General features: G+C 62.5%; 18 protein-coding genes and 1 tRNA gene. 4 read left to right on the forward strand and 15 right to left on the reverse strand.

What is annotated here, in order from left to right; all coding sequences use genetic code 11:
• Positions 1 to 15 precede the first annotated feature (15 nt).
• Both VFW93_RS01900 and VFW93_RS01905 read right to left on the reverse strand, forming a co-directional pair.
• Positions 16 to 1,320 (reverse strand): porin, encoded by a 1,305-nt coding sequence (locus VFW93_RS01900; RefSeq protein WP_329692296.1) that lies wholly within the window; start codon positions 1,318 to 1,320, stop codon positions 16 to 18.
• A 175-nt stretch (positions 1,321 to 1,495) separates the two neighbouring features.
• Positions 1,496 to 2,545 (reverse strand): porin, encoded by a 1,050-nt coding sequence (locus VFW93_RS01905; protein WP_329692297.1) that lies wholly within the window; start codon positions 2,543 to 2,545, stop codon positions 1,496 to 1,498.
• Between the two features lie 227 nt (positions 2,546 to 2,772).
• On the opposite strand from VFW93_RS01905, the gene ruvB reads away from it, so the two are divergent.
• Positions 2,773 to 3,867, forward strand: coding sequence for a Holliday junction branch migration DNA helicase RuvB (gene ruvB / locus VFW93_RS01910; protein WP_329692298.1), 1,095 nt, complete (start codon positions 2,773 to 2,775; stop codon positions 3,865 to 3,867).
• A gap of 37 nt (positions 3,868 to 3,904) precedes the next feature.
• Here the strand turns inward: ruvB and VFW93_RS01915 are convergent, their stop codons facing one another.
• The 3 genes from VFW93_RS01915 to VFW93_RS01925 all read right to left on the reverse strand — a co-directional run bounded on the left by VFW93_RS01915 (position 3,905) and on the right by VFW93_RS01925 (position 5,285).
• A complete protein-coding gene (locus tag VFW93_RS01915) occupies positions 3,905 to 4,144 on the reverse strand; it encodes a sulfurtransferase TusA family protein (protein ID WP_290677325.1) in 240 nt (79 codons plus the stop codon).
• Between the two features lie 26 nt (positions 4,145 to 4,170).
• A complete protein-coding gene (gene cysM / locus VFW93_RS01920) occupies positions 4,171 to 5,073 on the reverse strand; it encodes a cysteine synthase CysM (RefSeq protein ID WP_329692299.1) in 903 nt (300 codons plus the stop codon).
• A gap of 127 nt (positions 5,074 to 5,200) precedes the next feature.
• A tRNA-Leu gene (locus VFW93_RS01925) sits at positions 5,201 to 5,285 on the reverse strand.
• Positions 5,286 to 5,540: 255 nt separating this feature from the next.
• Here VFW93_RS01925 and VFW93_RS01930 point away from each other — a divergent pair.
• Positions 5,541 to 6,257: an EF-hand domain-containing protein gene (locus tag VFW93_RS01930; protein WP_329692300.1), complete on the forward strand. Its 717-nt coding sequence runs from the start codon at positions 5,541 to 5,543 to the stop codon at positions 6,255 to 6,257.
• 13 nt (positions 6,258 to 6,270) lie between these two features.
• On the opposite strand, the gene VFW93_RS01935 is transcribed toward VFW93_RS01930, so the two are convergent.
• The 5 genes from VFW93_RS01935 to VFW93_RS01955 all read right to left on the reverse strand — a co-directional run bounded on the left by VFW93_RS01935 (position 6,271) and on the right by VFW93_RS01955 (position 12,672).
• Positions 6,271 to 7,542 (reverse strand): amidohydrolase family protein, encoded by a 1,272-nt coding sequence (locus VFW93_RS01935; protein ID WP_329692301.1) that lies wholly within the window; start codon positions 7,540 to 7,542, stop codon positions 6,271 to 6,273.
• Positions 7,543 to 7,638: 96 nt separating this feature from the next.
• Positions 7,639 to 9,378, reverse strand: coding sequence for a methyl-accepting chemotaxis protein (locus VFW93_RS01940; RefSeq protein ID WP_329692302.1), 1,740 nt, complete (start codon positions 9,376 to 9,378; stop codon positions 7,639 to 7,641).
• A gap of 145 nt (positions 9,379 to 9,523) precedes the next feature.
• Positions 9,524 to 10,165 (reverse strand): uracil phosphoribosyltransferase, encoded by a 642-nt coding sequence (gene upp / locus VFW93_RS01945; protein ID WP_329692303.1) that lies wholly within the window; start codon positions 10,163 to 10,165, stop codon positions 9,524 to 9,526.
• Between the two features lie 15 nt (positions 10,166 to 10,180).
• Positions 10,181 to 11,431: a DUF1688 family protein gene (locus tag VFW93_RS01950; RefSeq protein ID WP_329692304.1), complete on the reverse strand. Its 1,251-nt coding sequence runs from the start codon at positions 11,429 to 11,431 to the stop codon at positions 10,181 to 10,183.
• Complete coding sequence (locus VFW93_RS01955; RefSeq protein WP_329692305.1) at positions 11,428 to 12,672, reverse strand: GTP cyclohydrolase II; 1,245 nt, start codon at positions 12,670 to 12,672, stop codon at positions 11,428 to 11,430. The genes VFW93_RS01950 and VFW93_RS01955 overlap by 4 nt, the downstream gene beginning before the upstream one ends.
• 200 nt (positions 12,673 to 12,872) lie before the next feature.
• Here VFW93_RS01955 and VFW93_RS01960 point away from each other — a divergent pair, with 200 nt between their 5' ends.
• Complete coding sequence (locus VFW93_RS01960; protein ID WP_329692306.1) at positions 12,873 to 13,484, forward strand: rhomboid family intramembrane serine protease; 612 nt, start codon at positions 12,873 to 12,875, stop codon at positions 13,482 to 13,484.
• Here VFW93_RS01960 and VFW93_RS01965 read toward each other — a convergent pair.
• From VFW93_RS01965 to VFW93_RS01985, 5 genes are all read right to left on the reverse strand, one after another.
• Complete coding sequence (locus tag VFW93_RS01965; protein WP_329692307.1) at positions 13,453 to 14,421, reverse strand: DMT family transporter; 969 nt, start codon at positions 14,419 to 14,421, stop codon at positions 13,453 to 13,455. The genes VFW93_RS01960 and VFW93_RS01965 overlap by 32 nt on opposite strands.
• Positions 14,422 to 14,537: 116 nt before the next feature.
• Positions 14,538 to 15,461 (reverse strand): DUF2189 domain-containing protein, encoded by a 924-nt coding sequence (locus tag VFW93_RS01970; RefSeq protein WP_329692308.1) that lies wholly within the window; start codon positions 15,459 to 15,461, stop codon positions 14,538 to 14,540.
• A gap of 212 nt (positions 15,462 to 15,673) precedes the next feature.
• The gene (gene lspA / locus VFW93_RS01975) at positions 15,674 to 16,195 is read right to left on the reverse strand and encodes a signal peptidase II (RefSeq protein ID WP_329692309.1); all 522 of its coding nucleotides are present in this window, start codon (positions 16,193 to 16,195) and stop codon (positions 15,674 to 15,676) included.
• 11 nt (positions 16,196 to 16,206) lie between these two features.
• Entirely contained in the window at positions 16,207 to 19,113 is a 2,907-nt protein-coding gene (ileS, locus tag VFW93_RS01980) for an isoleucine--tRNA ligase (RefSeq protein WP_329692310.1), read from the reverse strand.
• A 149-nt stretch (positions 19,114 to 19,262) separates the two neighbouring features.
• On the reverse strand, positions 19,263 to 20,249 hold the full coding sequence (locus VFW93_RS01985; protein WP_329692311.1) for a bifunctional riboflavin kinase/FAD synthetase: 987 nt from the start codon (positions 20,247 to 20,249) through the stop codon (positions 19,263 to 19,265).
• Positions 20,250 to 20,496: 247 nt separating this feature from the next.
• On the opposite strand from VFW93_RS01985, the gene VFW93_RS01990 reads away from it, so the two are divergent.
• Positions 20,497 to 21,288, forward strand: a complete 792-nt coding sequence (locus VFW93_RS01990) for a lysophospholipase (protein WP_329692312.1) — start codon at positions 20,497 to 20,499, stop codon at positions 21,286 to 21,288.
• The last annotated feature ends 172 nt before the right edge of the window (positions 21,289 to 21,460 follow it).

The following is a 21,460-nucleotide window of genomic DNA, read 5'->3' on the forward strand; positions in this document are numbered from 1 at the left end:
CTCGGCTCTGACGGATCAGAACTGATGGCGGATACCCAGCGCAACGACACGGGTCGTGGCGTCGATGTTGGCACCACCGCCCGAGAAGAATGGAGTTTCCAACGAACCGAGGCCCGTCAGCAGAGGCAAGGGACCACCAGCGATAGGCAGACCAGCACCCGTGCTGGCCACTTCACCACGGCTGTCCTTGGCATAGCCCGCACGGATGTATACCTTCGTGCGCTTGGAGAAGTTGTAATCACCCATGAGCATCAAGGACGTGTCCTTGCCCTTGGTGAAGTTGGCAAACTTCGAATAAGCGTATTCCGCACCCACCGCGAATTGATTGATCGGCATCTTGGCGCCCAGGGCGATCGTATTGATCTTCGGGCCTGCGGCATCACCATCGTCGTTCTTGAACTCGCCACGGTGGAAAATGGCAGCCAACTGAATGGCGGAACCAGGCATCGTGTACTTGGTGCCCAGAGAAAATGCCTTGTACGCGGAAAGATTGGCCAGCACGGTACCAGAGGTTCCGGACACCAGTTGCGCATTGCCAAACTTGTTCACGTGGACAGAACCGTTGATCATCAAAGCAGGATCAACGGCAAAGTTCAGATAGAGGCCTGCGGACTGACCGCGGTTGTTGGTACCTGCTGCTTCCGTACCTGCCGTAGCGCCACCCACGATCTGACCATTGGCTGCACCTGCAGCTTGGCCACGGTTGGAGCTGATCTTCTGATCGACACCGGCATTGGGCGAGTAGGACAGTGCACCAGTCAAGTCACCAGCCTTGAGCCAATAGCTGACCTGGTTGTCCTGGCGAACCTGCAGGTTGTTGACGATCAAGCCAGAGCCCATGATGTCAGCACCGCCGAGCGCTTCGACGGTTGCCGTCGCAAAGGCATAGAACATGGGTGCGTATTGACGACCCAGGCGAACTTCACCGTAAGGTGTGGTCAGGCTGACAAATGCCTGACGCCCCCACATACGGCTGTCCTGACCGCTTTGTGCACCGGTATCAACCTGGAACTGCCCCTCCAGCACAAAGCCACCTTTGTAACCGCCTCCGATGTCTTCCGTACCCTTGAAGCCGAGTGCGTTGACCGATGAGATGCTGGATGTCAGACGTGTCGTGGTGGACGGCGCCGTCACGGCCGCAGTCAGTGCAGGTGAAGAGGCATACAACGTACCGGAAGCATCACCCTGACCTTTATGGACGCTGTCCAGGGCCACGTCCAGATTACCGTAAATGGTCAGGCTGGATTGCGCAAATGTGGCGCTTGCGCCGAGGGTAGCCAGAGCAACCGCGACTGCCTTGGTCAGAACGGTTTTTTGCATCTTTGATCTCCTTGATGACCCCCTGAATCGGGGGAGCAACCAATTGTTGCTGAAACAGTCCGGAGACACCCCCAGGTTTCTTCTATGTGTCGCCGATTGACGACAAATAAATGGGCAGTTCGGAAACGAAAAAAGGGGCCGAAGCCCCTTTTGGAATCACGCGTTCTGATGAATATCAGAAGGTGTGACGGATACCAGCAGCGATACCGCGGGTGGTCTTGTCGTTGACGGTAGGAGCCAGCACACCCTTCTTGGTGTTGGTGTCGTTGTTCACGTTGGTGAGCATGCCGTACACGGAAGTGCGCTTGGACAGGTTGTAGATACCCTTGACGGTGGTGATTTGCACATTGTCGTCACCAGCCACGGCACCGTTCACGTTGCGAGCGGTGGACAGGCCAGCGATCAGGGTGAACTCAGGCGTGAAAGGCACGGCAACCTTGGCGCCCAGCACGGTCAGGCGACGCAGACCTGCGGTGTTGGCCGTGTTGGTTTCGGCATCGTAGTAACCAGTGACCTTGGCAGCACCGAAGTCGTAACCAGCGTACACCAGAGTGGCGTTGGCCTTCTGGTCACCAGCGGTAGCGGCGCTTTCGTCCTTCATGTTTTCGTAGCCCAGGCCAGCAGACAGAGGACCAGCAGCGTACTTGACGCTCAGGCCGTAAGCCTTGCCAACGTTGCTGCCAGCGGTTTCACCGTTGCCAGCACCGGCGGTGCCGTTACCGGTCGTGTACTGCAGCGAAGCAGTCAGGCCGGGAACCAGCGTGGGCAGGAAGTAGGTGATGGCGTTGTCAGCACGACGGTAGTCGTTACCGGCGCGGGTGCCAACGATCTTCAGGTCGTCGTAGGCTTGGGCGCTCAGAACGTTACCAGCCACGTCACCGATAGGGGTGTCGATGCGGCCCAGACGCAGGTCGCCGAAACCGCCAGCCAGACCAACCCATGCTGCGCGATCCCAGAAACGGTTCGATTGACCTTGTGTACCAGTGTCAGGCTTGACGTTGGTTTCCAGAACGAAGTTGGCCTTCAGACCACCACCGATGTCTTCGGTGCCCTTGAAACCCAGGCGCGAAGAGCTCAGGTTGTCAGACGACACGCGGGTCACGGTCTTGTCGCCCTTGACGCTTTCCAGCGAAGCGTCGACCACGCCGTACAGGGTCACGGAAGATTGAGCGAAAGAGGCAGAAGCGGCAGCCATGGCAGCCAGAGCCAGCAGAGTCTTTTTCATTGACTTCTCCAAAGTTGAACCAGAGGCCTCAGCGGTTTGTTATATGGGGCGCGGGTGTATTCACCTCGCGTTGCCTGCAGATCGAAACCTTCAGGCTGCCCGCTGAAACTAGATGGCATTGCAGCAGACTTTTCCTGTTTTGGTCGTGACAGGGTTGTCATAAACCCCAATCCAAAAGGATTAACGTTGCCCTCACGCAACATCCCTCTGGGAAGGATAATCGGGCGATGAGCATCCAGACCGACGATTTCAGCCCGTCTCGCAAAGGCAAAACCACAGCAGCGTCCTCGCCTTTCGAGGCTCCGGCTCGCGTGGTGGAGCCATCTGTGTCATCCCCCAACGAGGATGCGATCGAGCGGGCCCTGCGTCCCAAGGACCTGGATGAATACGTCGGGCAAGCCAAGGCACGTGAACAGCTGGAGATCTTCATCGGCGCTGCCCGCAAGCGTGGCGAGGCACTGGACCACGTCCTGTTGTTCGGGCCGCCCGGCCTGGGCAAGACGACGCTCAGCCACATCATTGCGACCGAGCTTGGCGTGAACCTGCGGCAAACCTCCGGGCCCGTGCTGGAAAAGCCCAAGGATCTGGCCGCCATCCTGACCAACCTGGAACGGCACGATGTGCTGTTCATCGACGAAATCCACCGGCTCAGCCCTGTGGTCGAGGAAATCCTCTACCCGGCCCTGGAGGACTATCAGATCGACATCATGATTGGCGAAGGCCCTGCCGCGCGTTCGATCAAGCTGGATCTGCAACCGTTCACGCTGGTGGGTGCCACCACCCGCGCCGGCATGCTGACGAACCCGCTGCGCGATCGCTTCGGCATCGTGGCGCGACTGGAGTTCTACACGGCCGAGGAGCTGCAGCGCATCGTGACGCGCTCTGCGGGCTTGCTGGGTGCCCCGATCGATCCGGAAGGTGCGATCGAAGTGGCACGTCGCTCACGCGGTACGCCACGGATTGCCAACCGCCTGCTACGTCGCGTGCGCGACTACGCCGAGGTCAAGGGCACAGGCCGCATCACGCGCGAGATGGCCGACAAGGCCCTGGCCATGCTGGATGTGGATCCGCTGGGTTTCGACGTGATGGACCGCAAGCTGCTGGAGGCGATCATCCACCGCTTTGACGGTGGGCCGGTTGGCCTCGACAACCTGGCCGCGGCCATTGGCGAGGAGCGCGAAACGATCGAGGATGTGATCGAGCCTTACCTGATTCAGCAAGGCTTCCTGCAGCGCACACCGCGTGGCCGCATCGCGACGGCTGCCGCGTTCAGGCACCTGGGTTTGCAGGCACCGCCACAAGGTGGCGACCTGCTGGTGTGATCACCTCTGAGCCTGACTGCCAGCGCCGGAGTCGGGCTCAGCGACGACGCAGATAGTGGATGTACTCGTCGCGACCTTCGCTTTGCTGGGCTTGCTGATCGACCAGGTCATTGCCGGTCTGGCGGGCAAAGGCCTGGAAGTCGCGCACCGAACCTGGATCGGTGGCCAGCACCTTGAGCACTTCCCCGCTGTGCATGTCCGACAGGGCTTTCTTGGCCTTCAGGATGGGCAAGGGGCAGGTCAGGCCGCGGGCGTCGAGTTCTTTATGGATGTCCATGGCTGAGTCCGGATGATCAACAACAGTCAGGCGGGGAAGACGCCCGTCGACAGATAGCGGTCGCCGCGGTCGCAAACAATGAACACGATCGTGGCGTTGCTGAGATTCTGCGCCAATTGCAGGGCAGCCCAGCAGGCGCCTGCCGCCGAGATGCCACAGAACAGCCCTTCTTCGCGCGCCAGGCGACGCGCCATGTCTTCCGCATCGGTCTGGCTCACGTAGATGAGTTCATCCACCCGGGTGGGCTCGTAGATCTTGGGCAGGTAGGCTTCGGGCCACTTGCGGATGCCAGGAATGCGTGAGCCATCCTGCGGTTGTGCACCCACAATGCGCACATCCGGGTTCTTTTCCTTGAGGAAACGAGAGACGCCAGTGATGGTGCCGGTGGTGCCCATGGCACTCACGAAGTGGGTGATGCGACCATGCGTGTCGGCCCAGATTTCGGGACCGGTGGTGTCGTAGTGAACGGCCGGGTTGTCCGGGTTGGCGAACTGATCGAGCACCACGCCCTTGCCTTCGCGCACCATCTGGTCAGCCAGATCACGGGCGTATTCCATGCCACCACTTTTGGGCGTGAGGATGAGCTCGGCGCCGAAGGCCTTCATGGTTTGCGCACGCTCGATGCTGAGGTCCTCCGGCATGATCAGGATCATGCGGTAGCCACGGATCGCAGCAGCCATCGCCAGGGCGATGCCCGTGTTGCCGGAGGTCGCTTCGATCAGGGTGTCGCCGGGCTTGATCTCGCCGCGCTCTTCGGCTCGGCGGATCATGTTGATCGCGGGGCGGTCCTTGACCGAGCCAGCCGGGTTGTTGCCTTCCAGCTTGGCCAGGATCACGTTGCCGCGGGCGTCGCAGGCGGCGCCAGGCACGCGCTGGAGTCGTACAAGCGGGGTCTTGCCGATGGCGTCTTCGAGCGTGGGATAGTTCATGGCGGTATTGTCGCAGGCAGACAAAGACCTAGTGCGGCCCACTGCTGCGGCCCACTGCTTTGCAGCCTGGCTGGCTTGAACGCATGTGCAGGGAGAAAAACAAGCGGGAACAGAACGTTCGCTTGGGTGGTGCCCCGGGCCGGACTCGAACCGGCACTCCTTGCGGAACCGGATTTTGAATCCGGCGCGTCTACCAATTTCACCACCAGGGCGTCCAGTGTGAAGACTGAAAGCATAGCACAGGCCCAGGCTGGATCCACCGAAAAGAGGCGGTTTGCTGGCCAGTTCCGCCTGGCGAGGCCTTTGTGTCAGACCTGACAAATGTCTACACACCAGCGCTACAGCGCCTTCCAAGAATGGCCTCCACCCGTGGCGATGCACTGCAGGCCTCGGGCAGCCCCGGCGAGGTGCGGCAAGTTCGCCACAGCGCGCCGGGATGGACACGTGGTCATTGAAAGGAATCAACCATGACGACCATATCCAGTGGCATCTCCGGCAGCAGCAACTGGGGCGGGATGCCGCCTCCAAGGATGGAGGGCCGTGGCGGCAAGCCATCGTTTTCCAGCATCGACGCGGATGGCAGCGGCGGCCTGGACAAGACTGAACTGCAAACCATGCTCGACAAAGGGCCGCAAGGCGTTCAGGGCAGAGGCTCGACCGACGATCTGTTCAGCAAGCTCGACAGCGATGGTGATGGCAGCGTCAGCCAATCCGAGCTGGACAAAGGCATGAAACCGCCCGGGCACGATGACAGCAGCAGCCAGAACGGCTTTGGCGGCATGGGCATGGACACGCAGTCATTCGCCTCCATGATGGCGGCCGGCATGGGGATGGGTGGGATGAACGGCATGGGAGGCATGCCGCCGCCGCCACCCGATGGCGACAGTGGTGGCTTCTCGCTGAGCGCGCTCGACAACGATCAGGATGGCAGCATCACGAAGACCGAGTTCGGCCTGAGCACCTCAGGCACGTCGGACAGCAGCTCATCGAGCAGTGCAAGCTCGTCGACAGATGAAGCTCAGCAAGCCCTCTTCAACCTGATGGACAGCGATCAGAGCGGCGACATCAGCAAGACCGAGGTCAGCAGCTTTCAGGACAAGATGAAGGCGCTGTTCGAGAAGATGCAGCAGATGGGTGCGCAGCAGTTCAGCAGCGACACCAGCAGCGTCAGCCTGACGGCTTGATGCCGGATCGGCTTCACAAGCTGAACGACACGCTCGCGGGCCGCCCCGGTACGCTCAATGTGGCCACCTGGGGCGGCGTACGCGCGAGCACCTGACCACGCCGGATCACGGCCAGACGGTTGGCACGCAGGCGAATGGCTTCCACCGGGTCTCTCGCCTGCAACAAGATCAGATCCGCATGGCAACCCGGCTCCAGGCCATAGCCGTCCAGACCCAGGATGCGGGCAGGTGTCGTGGTCACGGCCTCAAAGCACTGGCGCATGGCGGCCTGCCCCGTCATCTGTGCCACGTGCAGCCCCATGTGAGCGACTTCCAGCATGTCGCCACTGCCCAGGCTGTACCAGGGGTCCATCACGCAGTCGTGCCCGAAGGCCACGTCGATGCCGCTGGCCAGCATTTCGGGCACGCGGGTCATGCCGCGTCGTTTGGGATAGGTGTCGTGCCGACCTTGCAGCGTGATGTTGATCAGGGGGTTGGCGATGGCCGCCACACCGGCCTCCCTGATCAAGGGCAGCAGCTTGCTCACGTAGTAGTTGTCCATGCTGTGCATGGAGGTGAGGTGCGAGCCCGCTACCCTGCCCTGCAGACCCAGCCTCTGCGCGTGAAAGGCGAGGCTCTCGATGTGCCTTGACAAAGGGTCATCGGACTCGTCGCAATGCATGTCGACGCGCAAGCCGCGCTCTGCCGCCAGCTCGCACAGGATGCGCACCGACTCGGCACCATCGGCCATGGTGCGCTCGAAATGCGGGATGCCGCCAACCACGTCCACGCCCATGTCCAAGGCGCGCTTGAGCTGGCTCAGTGCCTGCGGGCTGCGCAGCACACCATCTTGCGGAAACGCCACCAGTTGCAGATCCAGATAGGGTTTGACCTTCTGCCGCACATGCAACAGGGCTTGCGTGGCCAGCAAGCGAGGGTCACAGATGTCCACATGAGAGCGAATGGCCAGCAGGCCTTTGGCCACCGCCCAGTCGCAATACTGCAAGGCCCGCTCGACGATGGCCTCTTGCGTCAGGTGCGGCTTGAGTTCACCCCACAGGGCAATGCCTTCCAGCAAGGTACCTGACTGATTGACGCGCGGTTGCCCATAGCTCAGGGTCGAATCCATGTGGAAATGGGCATCGACAAAAGGAGGGCTCACGAGATGCCCGGCTGCATCGATTTCCTGAGCAGCACTGGCGGCCAGGGCAGCTTGAACCACCACGATGCGGCCTTGCTGGATACCGATGTCCTGATGGCTGCGACCATCAGGCAAGGTGCAATGTCGAACGATCAGATCAAACACGGCAGGCTCCTGTCGGCGATGCAACACGCATCGCTGACCACGAGCCTAGCAGGGTTCAGACCAACTGCCCGGCAAGGCTTTCAGGTCGATGACAGATCAGAAGGTTTCCCAATCATCGGCACCTGCCGACACCTTGGCAGGCTCTGCCGCAGGAGACGGCAATTGAGGCACCACCGCCTCCACTTTGCGTGGTGCCGGCACAGACGATCGGGCTGAAGGGGGCACGGCAATGACAGCCTGGCGAAGCGACACTTCGGCTGCCCCCTGCCAGGACGACGTCGCCAGATTGCGATCAATGCGGAATGCGGAGACCGCTTCAGCCAGCTTCTGCGCCTGGGTCTTGAGGCTTTCTGCGGCAGCCATGCTCTCTTCAACGAGTGCCGCGTTCTGCTGAGTGGCCTCATCCAGCTGGCTGACCGCCTGGTTGATCTGACCAATGCCCTGACTTTGCTCGGAACTGGCGTGCGCGATCTCTCCGACCAGATCAGTGACCTTGCGTACCTGCGTCACCACATCGTTCATGGTGCTGCCAGCGGCATCAACGAGCTGACTGCCCGAGTTGACCTTCTCGACGCTGTCGTTGATCAAGGTCTTGATTTCGCGGGCGGCCTGTGCGCTGCGCTGCGCCAGTGAACGGACCTCACCGGCCACCACGGCAAAGCCGCGCCCTTGTTCGCCGGCACGCGCGGCTTCCACGGCTGCATTCAATGCCAGGATGTTGGTCTGAAAGGCGATGCCATCGATCACACCGATGATGTCGGAGATCTTGCGGCTGGCGGTCTGGATGCCGTTCATGGTCTCCACCACCTGGCTGACCACCCTGCCGCCTTGGGCCGCCACCTCGGACGCGGCACTGGCCAGCTGATTGGCCTGCATGGCATTGTCAGCGTTGGTGCGAACCGTACCGGCCATTTCTTCCACCGATGCCGCCGTTTCCTCCAGGCTGGATGCCTGGGTTTCGGTACGGGCGCTGAGGTCGGTGTTGCCCTGCGCAATCTGGGTTGACGCGGTGGCCACCGAGTCGGCGCCCGTGCGAACCTGGTGCACCATCTCGGAGAGGCTTCGGATCATGTTGGCCAGTGCGGACTGCATGTCACCGACCTCGTCCCGACGGTCCGTGTGCACGGATTGCGTCAGGTCGCCCTCGGCCACGGCCTTGAGCACATCGGCAGCCTGCTCCACCGGGCGTGACACCTGACCCGCGACCAACCAGGCCAGCGACATGCCCAGGATCACAGCCACGAGCACGGCCGTCAGGACGGCCCAACGGGCGTGGCCATAGAGTTCATCACCCTGGTCACTGGCGGCCTGACCGCCCTTGGCATTGAATTCGATGAGCTTGTCGAGCGTCTCCCCATACTTCTCGTACAGAGCTTGCGCAGCACCCGATGCATGCGAAAACGCCTCATCCTTGTTGCCCAGCGTCATCAAGCCGATGACCGTATCGTGCTCCGCCTGGTAAGCACGCCAGTCAGCCTGGAATGACGCCCACAGCGCCTTTTCCTCCGAATCAGCAATCTGTTTTTCATAAGCAGATTGCAACTTGCCGACCTCCGCCAGCGTCGCAGCCATCTGCTGCATGAGCGAGCGACGTTGCCCTTCGTCACGCGTGGCGAGATACAGCAACTCATAAACCCGGTAATCACCCGTCATGGTGTTGATGGCGCCCGCAAGCCGCTGGCTGGTCATCCAGTGTGTGGCCATGACACTGGACTGCTCGTTCACGGCCGACAAGCGCGCGACGCTGAACAGACCCAGCAGGGCTGTCAGCAGCAGGACCGCGGCAAACGAAGTCAACAGCTTTCTGCGCAAACGCAAATTGGCAAACCATTGCATGGGAATCCCCCCTCAACAAGTTGACAAGCGCAGGCGCACCTGTTTGGTGATGTCAACGGATTGTCAAAGGGGCTCGCCAGGCAATAAGCCTGAATTCATCAGGGGTTTGGGTCCTATTTGTGACGGACCGCACAGCGTGATGTGTTCAGAGCGTACCGAAGATGCGGTCGCCCGCGTCGCCCAGGCCCGGCACGATGTAGCCATGCTCGTTGAGATGGCTGTCCAGCGCCGCCGTGACGATGGGCACATCCGGATGATGCTGGCGCATGTTGGCCACGCCCTCTGGTGCAGCCAGCAGGCTGAGCAGCTTGATGCTGCCGCAACCGGCCTCCTTGATGCGATCGATGGCGGCCACGGCAGAGTTGCCGGTAGCCAGCATCGGGTCCACCACGATGACCTGGCGGTCGGCGATGTCGGAGGGCACCTTGAAGTAGTACTCGACCGGCTCCAGTGTTTCAGGGTCCCGATACAGGCCGATGTGACCAACACGCGCCAGCGGCAGCAGTGCCAGCACGCCATCCAGCATGCCGTTGCCCGCCCGCAGGATGGAGATGATGCACAGCTTCTTGCCACTGATGACGGGCGAATCCATCGTCGTGATCGGCGTGGTGATGGACTGCAGCTCGGTGGGCAGATCGCGCGTGGCTTCGTACACCAGCATCTGGCTGACTTCACGGAGCAGGTTGCGGAAGCTGTCCGTATTGGTATCGACGCTGCGCAACCAGGTCAGCTTGTGCTGCACCAAGGGGTGATCGACCACGGTGAGGTTGGGAAAGTCTGCCGTCATCACGTCCTCCTGAGATCAAAACACGGTGCCATCGCTGTCCAGGTGCATCGGGGGCGGGCCACCAGGCCGCTTCGCCTGCGCAATCTGCCTTCCCGCGGCCCAACTGCCCCCTTCCAGCACCCTGGCCAGAGGGAACTGATCGGGCGTCATACCCAGCTCACCTCTGACCGCTTCCGCCAGATGATCAAGGATAGCGACGGTCAGGGCACGCCACTCCACGATGGGCTCGGCATCCACGCTCCAGCGTGTGGTGTGAAAGGCACGATCTCGCGCCTGCAGCAAGCCCAGATCCAGCAGGAGCCCGCCATTTCGGTACTCGGGCAAGCCGGTCAACTCATCCAGGCCCACCACCTTGAGCCCCGCATCTTCCAGGGGCTCCAGCAAGGAATAGGTCATCCATTGGCTGAGTTTGTGGAAAGGCAACCAGCCATCCGGTGCGTCCGGGTGCCGCCAGCAATCGCCCAGCGGCACGCCATCCAGTTCATGGCGCCCCGGCCAGATATGACCCAGGGTATGGAGCAGCAAGGACAGCACATGCGCTGCCCGCACCTGCCCCGTCGGTGCCATGCGGAACAGGGTGTCCACGATGTGCCCGGGCCGCAACAGGCCGGGCGCATCTGTTCGGCCATAGACATCCGGGTTGTTCTTGAGCGCCAGCGCCAGTTGACGCAGCAGGTTCGCACGGCCGTCCAGCCCGACAATGGGGTTGGTGTCAGACACCTGGAAAGCAAGGCCCAGGTCAGCCGTCAACACACGCTCCAGGCCGGCGGCATCAGCGCGACAAGGTTGATGCGGATCGCTCGACAGCGCCCCACTGGCCCACCAGCGCAGGCTGGCCACGCCCAGGCCTTCGGAGCGCGTCAAGGTTTGTCCGCTGGCCTGGTCCTTGTATTGCCATGAAGGTCCGGCACCTGCATCCAGCAGTACGCTGACCACAGCCAGATCCACCCTGGCCCGCGCTCGCTCGAGTCTGACTGACTGGGCATCCAGCCCATGCTCTCGGGCGACATGGGCCCACCGGTCCACACCACCCGCCTCGAAGTGGCGCCAGCGGCTGTGATACGGCACCTTGAGATCCGGGTAGCGCTGCCTGATCACATTGCTCACATAGGCCGACACCAGGGCCATCCGCTCGGGATGCCAGGTGAAATGGCGAGCCTGCCCTGCCTGGGCCAAAGCCATGATGGCCGCGCTGTGTTGCCGCACGGCCTGCGCACTCATCAGGCTGTCGGCCAGGGACGACTGGGGCACTTGCAAGGCACTCATTCCATCAACCCCCGGCCCTTGGCCTGAGCGAGTTCTGCCGCATCCGGCGTATACGTGGAGAAATAGCCTGCGGCCTTCTTGGCATCCATCTCCACCTGCGCGTCTGCCGGGATCAATTCATCCGGAATGGGCACACGCTCGACCACTTCAATACCTTGCTCGACCAGGGCGCCGTGCTTCATGTTGCTCATGGAGGCCCACTTGTCGATGCGCTTGATGCCCAGCCAATGAAACACATCGGGCATGAGCTGCTGAAAGCGCATGTCCTGCACGCCTGCCACGCATTCGGTGCGCTCGAAATAAGTCTCGGCACGGTCGCCACCGTTCTGGCGTTTGCGCGCGTTGTAGACAAGGAACTTGGTGACCTCACCCAAGGCACGCCCTTCCTTGCGGTTGTAGATGCACAAGCCGACGCCGCCTTGCTGCGCCATCTCGATGCAGACCTCGATGCCGTGCGCCAGATAGGGCCGGCAGGTGCAGATGTCCGACCCGAATACGTCGGAGCCATTGCACTCGTCATGTACCCGGCACGCCACCTTCGTCTCGGGCTTGCCCAGCTTGGCCACCTCACCAAAGAAGTACAGCGTCATGCCCCCGATGGGCGGCAGGAAGACCTTGAGATCGGGTCGCGTGACCAGCTCGGGGAACATGCCGGCGGTCTGCTCGAACAGGTGACGGCGCAGCGCGCTCTCCTTGATGCCGAAGCGCTCGGCCAGGCCTGGCAGGTACCACACCGGGTCGATGGCGGCCTTGGTGACCTTCACGTCACCGTTGGCATTGAGGATGTCACCATCAGCCTTCAAGCGACCGCTGGCCATGGCCGCCACCAGTTCAGGCATGTTGATGTGGGCCTTGGTGATGGCAATGGTGGGCCGCACATCCAGCCCGGCCTCCAGTTGAGACTGGAACTCGCTGGCCACCAGATGCCCCCAGGGATCCAGCGACACGATGCGGCTGGCGTCGCCCCATTGTGGATGGGGCCCGATGGACTCGGCCGGGGCCGTATTGGTCAGATCAGGCTTGTGATCCCGGCTGAGGGAACCCGAGGCGACGGCCAGAGCCCGGTAAACGGAGTACGCGCCCGAGTGGGTACCAATGACGTTGCGCGCGCCCGGGTTGGCCACACTGGCCACCAGCGGGCCGCGCTCGGCCGCAGTTGGTGCACCCCAGCGCACCGTAGCCAGGGCTTCGTCTCCACGCCGGCGCGCAGGGTGAGATGTCAATACGATGTGGGCTGACATGGTCATGGACCTCCATCAAGTTGCCCGCCGATCTGTGGTCAGGCTTGACTACACCTTAGCGAGTTGCGTGCCAGGTGGGTGTGATGGATCACCGGAGATGTATCGAAATGAGGTGCCAGACACGGGAATCCATGTGGCACGGGCTTGCACGCGCGGCCCTTATGATGTGCGCCTACATCCACTGCCGTCGCTGAACAAGCATGCCGCCGCTGCCCCCCATTACCCAGGCACTGATTCTGATCAACGTTGCCATGTATTGCCTGGACGAGCCACTCAATGGGTTGCTGACGCATTACTTCGCGCTCTACCCGATTCAAAGTGGTTTCTTCTACCCCTGGCAGGTGGTGAGCTACGCCTTCCTTCACGGCTCCCTGCCCCACATCTTCTTCAACATGATGGGTTTGTGGATGTTCGGCAGTGAGCTGGAACGCATCTGGGGCTCTCGGCGCTACATGGAGTTCCTGCTGGCCAGTGTGCTGACGGCAGCGGCTGCACAATTGATCCTGTCTCTGCTGGCGGGCTGGAACAACTACACCGTGGGCGCGTCCGGGGGCATCTATGGCCTGCTGCTGGCCTTCGGCATGATGTTCCCCAATCGCACGATCATGCCGCTGTTCCCCCCGATCCCGATGAAGGCCAAGGTGTTCGTCGCGGTGTTCGGCGGGCTGGAGTTGCTGCAAGGCGTGATGGGCACCTCGTCGGGCGTTGCCCACTTTGCCCACCTGGGCGGCATGCTGGGCGGCTGGTTGATGCTGCGCTACTGGCGCGGGCAGCCGCCGTTCAAGCCTCGTCGTGGCCCGCGCCGTTTCTGACCTGTCGCGTTGAAGCGGATGACACGGCAATGCCTGCCGTGATCAGCAGCAGGGCCACCGGGTGATACCAGCGAGGGTGCTGGCCCAGAAAGATCGCCGACCACAAGGCCGCGAAAATGGCCGTGAGGTTGCCAAAGAACGAGGCCATGGTGGGGCCCACGGCCTGCACGCCCAGGCCCCAGCAACGGTAGGCCAGGATGGATGGGCCTACGGCGATGAAAATCATCGCGGCCCATGTAGACCACGTAGCTGGCCACACCGGGGGCTGCACGCCACCGGCCATGAACGCCTCGACGGCCGCGCAAAGCCCGGCCCAGATCACCCCGAACAACACTTGAATCTGCAGGAAGGCTGCCCAGTCCCAATCAGGTCGGGCCGCACCCTGCATGGCCGCTGGCGGCCTGGCCAGCATCCAGCTGTAAAGCGCCCAGGCCAGGCTGGCCAGCAACATCAACAAGTCGCCAGGCACCAGGCGAACATGGCGCAACACCTCCCATTGCCCCTGCGCGATCACCAGCAGCACGCCCAGGATCGACAGCGCAGCGCCCAGAAACTGCCGCGCATGCAGGCGCTGCCCGTAGGCCACGGCGCCCACCAGCATCATCCAGACCGGCACGCTGGCGCCGATCAAGGTCACGTTCAAGGGGGTCGATGTCTGCAGTGCGAGGTACTGCATGGCGTTGTAGGTGCCCACACCCAGCACGCCGATGGCGGCCAGGTACACCCATCGCTCACGGATGGCGGCCATGTCCCCCCAGATCCGCATGGACAAGGGCATGAGCATCAAGCCCACCAACAACCAGCGCAGGGCGTTCATGGCCACAGGCGGCAAGCTGCCAACCATGAGCCGACCAACCACCGCGTTGCCCGCCCACATCATGGGCGGCAGGATCAGCAGGACGAGTGTTCGAGGCTGAAGATAGGCGGGACGGGTCAAGGCTGGGTTCGGATGGCGGCGTAATCAGCCATTAGAACAGCCGAAAGGCCGGTTGAGCCATCACCCTGCCGGGCGGCCCGGCAAGGGTCACATGGTCAACCGGCCAGAACCAGAAATCAATCGCGTGGCGTGGTTGCGGCGCGGTAGGCGTGCCAAGACGCGTGGCCAATCACCGGCCCCACCACCACCAGGCCCAGGAAGCCCGGCAGCATGGCCATCACGATGGCCAGTGTGATCAGCCCGCCCCACAGCAACATCACGCCAGTCTGCGTGCTGACCAGGCGCATGCTGGCCAGCCCGGCCGTGATGGCGTCCACCGACTTGTCGAGCATCATGGGCATGCTGATCACGCTGATGGCAAAGATGAGCGAGGCGAACACGGCACCTACTGCGATGTAGCCCGCAAAGAAGGTCAGGTACTCCTCGGTCATCATCGAGGACAAAGGCCCGCTGAAATCAGGCATGCCGTCAAAGCTGATGGCGAACATGATCATGGCCGAGCGGCCCCACAGCATCTCCAGCACCAGCAAGACGCTGGCAAAGATCGCCAGTTGCCCGCTGCTGATGCGCCAGGCCGTGAGCGAGGACCACATGCTCAAAGGCTCACCCTGCTCCAGCCTGCGACTGACGTCATACAGGCCCAGGCACAGGAACGGCCCCAACAACAGAAAGCCGGCAGACAAGGCCAGGGTGTACTCGGGCGCCTGATGGAAACAGGCCACCAGCAACCAACCCATGAGCACGAAGCAGGTGCCGTAGAAAGCACCGACCAGCGGGGCGCGGCTGAAATCGTGCCATCCGCGAGACAGCCATTCGAAAGGGTCGTGCCAGCTCAACTGCGTGAGCGGCATGTCCAGCACGCTGGGCTGCCGGACTTCGTCGCCCGTGCTCGCCTCGATCACAGGCGCAATATCAACCTGCCCTGCAGCGGCACCCAGCGACATGTTGGGAGCGAGCGGTGCCTCGGAGATGGGCGTCAGGAAACGCGATGGCAGCTCCAGCTGTGAACTGGCCGCCTCGGCCTGCGCCGGCCAGTGCATGACGCGCCGCAATGTGGGCCTGCGCCGATGCGTACGGCGACGAGAAACCAGGACGTGATGTGTCAAACGACCAGCCGAACCCATGAGTTCTCCTTCGAGGATGCCTCGGTAGGAGAAAAGTACGCCTGGATTTGATCTGCGTCACTGGTGAAAACGCGGGGAAACGGACAAATGCCCTGTCCTCGACACGGTATTCATGCGATTAACCGGCGTTATCCGCGACGAACTCGCCGCAATTCATCCAGGATCAGCAAGGCTGCACCGATGGTGATGCCGCAGTCGGCCACGTTGAAGGCCGGGAAATGGCCGCCAGGAAACATGGGCGCCAGGAAGGCCCAGTGGAAATCCAGGAAGTCCACCACGTAGCCATGGATGAGTCGATCGATCACGTTGCCGATGGCCCCACCCAGGATCAGTGACATGGCCCAGGCGAACAGTCTCTGGCCATGGTGCTGGCGCAGCAGATAGATGATGAAGCCGGTGGCCACAAAAGCCAGGCCCACAAAGAACCAGCGCTGCCAGCCACCTGCATGAGCCAGGAAAGAGAAAGCCGCACCGGTGTTGTGCACCCGAACCACATTGAAGAAGGACCACACCTCACGGCTGTCGCCGTACTGGAAGTAGCCCACGATCAACACTTTGGTGAACTGATCCAGCAGGATCAGGATGAAGGCGATGCCCAACCAGGGCAACAATCCCTGGCTGGTGCCGGATGCGGACTTTTTGGTGGCCATGTTGAATCAGATCAGGCGTGCACGCGGTGCTCACCGGCACCATGCAGGTTGCTGTCGCAACGGCCGCAGATGGTGGGGTGCTCGGGGTTGCTGCCAACGTCATCGCGGTAGTGCCAGCAGCGCTCGCACTTCACGGCCTTGGATGGGTTGACTTCGATCTGCGTGGAGTGGCCTTCAGCCAGCTCGACGGCAGACACGATCAGCACGAACTTGAGGTCATCGCCCAGGCTGCGCAGATCGGCCAGCAGGCGCTGATCATCCGCATTGATCGTGACGAACAAGTTGGCCTGCAGCGAGGCGCCCACTTCGCCACGGGTACGCACTTCTTCGATCTGGCGGTTGCACTCTTCGCGGAAAGCGCGGATGCGCGACCACTTGGCCAGCAGTTCGGTGTCCTTGTCAGCCTCGTGGAAGTCCCAGTAGGTTTCGGTGAAGATCGTGTCGCCCTTGTTCTGGCCGCCGTTGAAGACCTTCCAGGCCTCCTCAGCGGTAAAGCTCAGGAACGGCGCCATCCAGCGCAGCATGCCGTTCGTGATATGCCACAGCGCGGTCTGCGCGGCGCGGCGGGCCAGGCTCTTGGCGGCGCTGGTGTACAGGCGATCCTTGAGCACATCGAGGTAGAAGGCGCCCAGGTCTTCCGAGCAGTAGACCTGCAGCTTGGCCACGACTGGGTGAAACTCGTAGCGCTCGTAGTGCGCCAGGATGTCCTCCTGCAGCTGCGAGGCGCGGGCCAGCGCATAGCGGTCGATTTCCAGCAGCTCGTTGAGCGGCACGGCATCCGTCTCTGGATTGAAATCAGACGTGTTGGCCAGCAGGAAACGCAGGGTGTTGCGGATGCGGCGGTAGCCGTCCACCACGCGGGCGAGGATCTTGTCGTCGATGCCCAGGTCGCCCGAATAGTCGGTGGAAGCGGCCCACAGGCGGATGATCTCGGCACCCATCTTGGTGCTGATCTCTTGCGGCGCCACCGTGTTGCCCACGGACTTGGACATCTTGCGGCCCTGGCCGTCCACGGTGAAGCCGTGGGTCAGCAGGCCCTTGTAAGGTGCACGGCCATAGATGGCGCAAGCGGCCAGCAGCGAGCTGTGGAACCAGCCGCGGTGCTGGTCATGGCCTTCCAGGTACAGATCGGCTTCGTGCAACTCGTCGTGGCCGGCCGTCGGGTGGCTACCTTGCGCCGGGTTGAGCACGTGGAAGAAGGAGGTGCCGGAGTCGAACCACACGTCCAGGATGTCGGTGGACTTGCTGTACTCGGCGGCTTCCGTACCCAGCCATTCGGCGGGATCCAGCTTGGACCAGGCTTCCACGCCGCCGGCTTCAACCAGGTCAGCGGCCTTGTCCATGAACGCCATGGTGTCGGGGTGCAGCTCGCCGGTCACCTTGTGCAGGAAGAAAGGCAGGGGCACGCCCCAGTTGCGCTGGCGGCTGATGCACCAGTCAGGGCGGTTGGCGATCATGTCGCGCAGGCGAGTGCGGCCGTTCTCGGGGTAGAAGGTGGTGTGGTCGATGGCGTCCAGCGCGGTCTGGCGCAGGGTCTTCTCAGCCTTCTCGGTCGCAAACACGCCCTCGCCTTCGTCCATGCGCACGAACCATTGCGCGGCGGCACGGAAGATCACCGGCGTCTTGTGGCGCCAGCAGTGCGGGTAGCTGTGGACGATGTCCTTGGTGGCCAGCAGGCGGCCATGCTCACGCAGCGTCTCCAGCACCACCGGAGCGGCCTTCCAGATGTGCTGGCCGCCGAACAGGGGCAGATCGGCTTCGTAAACGCCATTGCCTTGCACGGGGTTGAGGATGTCGTCGAACTTCAGGCCGTGGGCGATGCAGGAATTGAAGTCGTCCACACCGTAGGCAGGCGCGGCGTGCACGATGCCGGTGCCGTCTTCCGCACTGACGTACTCGGCCAGGTAGACGGGCGCTTCGCGGTCATAGCCCTTGTCCACATGGGCCAGCGGGTGCTTGAACTTCAGGCCTTCGAGCTTGGCGCCGGTTGTGGTGGCCACAACCTTGCAGTCATCGGCTTCGAAGCCATAACGGGCCACGGCCTTTTCCACCAGCGATTCCGCCAACACCAGCAGGCCCTTGGGCGTGTCGACCAGGGCGTAGCTCAGCTCGGCGTGCACGTTCAAGGCCTGGTTGGCGGGGATGGTCCAGGCGGTGGTCGTCCAGATCACGGCGAAGGCGTCTTTGCTCAGCGTGCTCAGGCCAAAGGCGGCAGCCAATGCAGCGGGTTCAGCGCTCAGGAAGGCCACGTCCAGCGTCTGCGACTTCTTGTCGGCGTATTCGATCTCGAACTCGGCCAGCGACGAGCCGCAGTCGAAGCACCAGTACACGGGCTTGAGGCCACGGTAGACGTAGCCACGCTCCATGATCTTTTTCAGGGCGCGGATCTCGTTGGCTTCGTTGCCGAAGTCCATGGTGCGATAGGGATGGGCCCAGTCGGCCAGCACGCCCAGGCGCTTGAAATCGGTGCGTTGGCCGTCGATCTGCTCGGCGGCGTAGACGCGCGCCTTGGCCTGCACGTCGTCGCGGCTGAGGTTGCGGCCGAAGGTCTTTTCGATCTGGTTCTCGATGGGCAGGCCGTGGCAGTCCCAGCCGGGCACGTAGATGGCGTCCATGCCCTTGAGTTGGCGCGCCTTGACGATCATGTCCTTGAGGACCTTGTTGACGGCGTGGCCGATGTGGATGTTGCCGTTGGCATACGGCGGGCCGTCGTGCAGCACGAACTTGGGTGCGCCTTGACGGGCTGCGCGAAGCTTGTCGTACAGGCCTGTCTTTTCCCACTCGGCCACCCAGCCCGGCTCGCGCTTGGGCAGATCGCCCCGCATCGGGAAGGGCGTGTCGGGCATGTTCAGCGTGGCGCGGTACTGGCCTTCACCTGCGGTGTTGGCGGGGGCAGCAGACTTCTTGTCTTGACTCATGATCGTTCTCGGCAAAGGAACACGACAGGGCGGCCACATGTGGCCCCGTTGCCATCGGGTTCCTGGGAATCAGGTGAGCCGCGCACCACGCACGTTGTCATCAACGACGGGGAAAGCGGCCAGGCTAGGGTTCGGTCAGACGGTGAGCGTCAAATTCGGTCGCGCGTGGTCTGACGGCGCTGCGCCTGGAAGAAGGACTTCGCATCGGCGATGTCCTTGTGGATGGCCGCCTGCAACGCGTCCAGCCCGTCGTAACGGGCTTCATCTCGGAGTTTGTGCAGGAGTTCCACGCGCACGATTTTACCGTAGCCCCCCTCAGACCCCAGATTGGCGGGCCATTCGAAGCAATGGACCTCCAGCAGAACCCGTCCCGCGTCCTCCACCGTGGGGCGCACGCCCAGGCTGGCCACGCCTTCGATCGGCTGATCGGCCAGGCCGTGGGTGCGGACCACGAAGATGCCCGTGGTGGCCGGTTTCTCGTGGCCGAAGCGCACATTGAGCGTGCGGCAATCCAGGCTGCGGCCCAGCTTGGCGCCATGCACCACGTGGCCGCTGACGGTGTAGGGCCGGCCCAGCATCTGCTCGACACGGGCCATGTCGCCCGCCGCCATCGCGTCACGCACCACCGAGGACGACACGCGCACGCCATGCACCTCGTAGCTCATCATGCGGGCCACGTCGAAGCCGTGATCATTGCCGGCGGCATCCAGCAGGTTGTAGTCGCCGGCACGCTTGGCGCCAAAGCGGAAGTCGTCGCCCACCAGGACGTAACGGGCGTTCAAGCCCTGGACCAGCACCTTGTCGATGAAGTCATCCGGGCTCTGGCTGGCAAAGTGGCGATCGAAACGCAGGATGACCACCTGGTCCACCCCGCAGCGCTCCAGTTCGGACAGCTTGTCACGCAAGGTGGCGATGCGCGCAGGCGCGATCTCAGGCTTGCCGGCCAGTTGGGCGAAATAGTCACGCGGGTGCGGCTCGAAGGTCAGCACGGTGGCGGGAACACCACGGTGCTGGGCTTCATTGCGCAACAGGGCCAGCATGGCCTGATGCCCCCGGTGCACCCCATCGAAATTGCCGATGGTCAGCGCGCAGGCTGGGGCCAGCGCCGCATGGTTGAAACCACGAAAGACTTGCATAGGCCCAAATTATGCCCGGCGATCCCCCTCACCAAGGGGGCCAGGGACACTGCATCGGTTTGCCAACAAAAAAGTGATACTAAAATCACATTAATTCGAAAATAAGGGAGGACCACCCGACTGGCTCGTGGTGGATCATCTTGGCAAGCGCTGGCGTGTCGTAGACTGCGCCCCGATGTCTCACCCGATATTCCCGTCGCACATTTCTGCGCGCGATGGCTTGAAACTTCATCTGTCATATTGGTCGGTGACCGCCCCGAAAGGCGTGGTCGTGTTGCTGCATGGCTTGTCGGAACATGGCCAGCGTTATGCCGAAACCGCGCGGCGCATCAATGAAGCAGGCTGGATCACGTTGGCGCCGGATCTGCGTGGCAATGGCCTGTCCGAAGGCCCCAGGGGCGCCATCCGGCAAGACGACGATTTCCTGCACGATCTGGCCACGGTGCTGGACCTGATCGACCGGACCTGCCCGGGGCTGCCCAGGGTCCTGATGGGGCACAGCATGGGCGGCGCCCTGGCAGCGCGTTTCGCGTCGGCACAAGCGCTGCCAAGAGAAGACGTGGCCTGGGCCCGCAGTATCAGTGGCCTTGTCCTGTCGGCACCGGCGCTGCAACCCACGATGAGCCTGGTGCAGAAGGCCTTGCTGTCCACCATGGGGCGGCTCATTCTGGATGTGGCCGTCCCCGTGGCATTCAAGACGGAGTGGATCAACTCCGACCCGGCGGTGGTTGACGAGATCAACAACGATCCGCTGGCACACAAGAAGATCACGCCACGAGTCGCCCTGTTTCTGGCTGGCCAAGGTCCGACCGTGCAACGCCGTGCACCCAGCTGGACGGTCCCGACCCTGATGCTCTACACGCCGGACGATCGGCTGGTCATGAAAGACGGCTGCGAACGCTTCATGAAGGCTTTGCCGGCAGACCTGTCCACCATGCAGGCGTTCCCGGGCTTGAAACACGACCTGCTGCGCGAGCCGGATCGAGACAAGGTTCATCAAGCCCTGCAACAATGGCTGAAACAGACCTTCCACCGATGAACAGCGATATCGCCCCGCCACGCCGACGAACCGGTCGCCCCTCCAAGCAGGATGTCACGCCCGGTCAGGACGCCAAGACCATGCTGCTGCATGCGGCAGGGGCCGAGTTCGTGGAGTTCGGCTATGAGCACACGACCAGCAACCGAATCGCTCAGCGCGCGGGTTTTGCCCC

The organism is Aquabacterium sp., from assembly GCF_036279675.1.
Classification (GTDB): domain Bacteria; phylum Pseudomonadota; class Gammaproteobacteria; order Burkholderiales; family Burkholderiaceae_C; genus Aquabacterium.

Bases quoted from the DNA above. Each gene is read 5' to 3' on its own strand.
- VFW93_RS01900 (WP_329692296.1), bottom strand. From the start codon at position 1,320: ATGCAAAAAACCGTTCTGACCAAGGCAGTCGCGGTTGCTCTGGCTACC.
- VFW93_RS01905 (WP_329692297.1), bottom strand. From the start codon at position 2,545: ATGAAAAAGACTCTGCTGGCTCTGGCTGCCATGGCTGCCGCTTCTGCC.
- ruvB (WP_329692298.1), top strand. From the start codon at position 2,773: ATGAGCATCCAGACCGACGATTTCAGCCCGTCTCGCAAAGGCAAAACC.
- VFW93_RS01915 (WP_290677325.1), bottom strand. From the start codon at position 4,144: ATGGACATCCATAAAGAACTCGACGCCCGCGGCCTGACCTGCCCCTTG.
- cysM (WP_329692299.1), bottom strand. From the start codon at position 5,073: ATGAACTATCCCACGCTCGAAGACGCCATCGGCAAGACCCCGCTTGTA.
- VFW93_RS01930 (WP_329692300.1), top strand. From the start codon at position 5,541: ATGACGACCATATCCAGTGGCATCTCCGGCAGCAGCAACTGGGGCGGG.
- VFW93_RS01940 (WP_329692302.1), bottom strand. From the start codon at position 9,378: ATGCAATGGTTTGCCAATTTGCGTTTGCGCAGAAAGCTGTTGACTTCG.
- upp (WP_329692303.1), bottom strand. From the start codon at position 10,165: ATGACGGCAGACTTTCCCAACCTCACCGTGGTCGATCACCCCTTGGTG.
- VFW93_RS01950 (WP_329692304.1), bottom strand. From the start codon at position 11,431: ATGAGTGCCTTGCAAGTGCCCCAGTCGTCCCTGGCCGACAGCCTGATG.
- VFW93_RS01955 (WP_329692305.1), bottom strand. From the start codon at position 12,672: ATGTCAGCCCACATCGTATTGACATCTCACCCTGCGCGCCGGCGTGGA.
- VFW93_RS01960 (WP_329692306.1), top strand. From the start codon at position 12,873: ATGCCGCCGCTGCCCCCCATTACCCAGGCACTGATTCTGATCAACGTT.
- VFW93_RS01970 (WP_329692308.1), bottom strand. From the start codon at position 15,461: ATGCACTGGCCGGCGCAGGCCGAGGCGGCCAGTTCACAGCTGGAGCTG.
- lspA (WP_329692309.1), bottom strand. From the start codon at position 16,195: ATGGCCACCAAAAAGTCCGCATCCGGCACCAGCCAGGGATTGTTGCCC.
- ileS (WP_329692310.1), bottom strand. From the start codon at position 19,113: ATGAGTCAAGACAAGAAGTCTGCTGCCCCCGCCAACACCGCAGGTGAA.
- VFW93_RS01985 (WP_329692311.1), bottom strand. From the start codon at position 20,249: ATGCAAGTCTTTCGTGGTTTCAACCATGCGGCGCTGGCCCCAGCCTGC.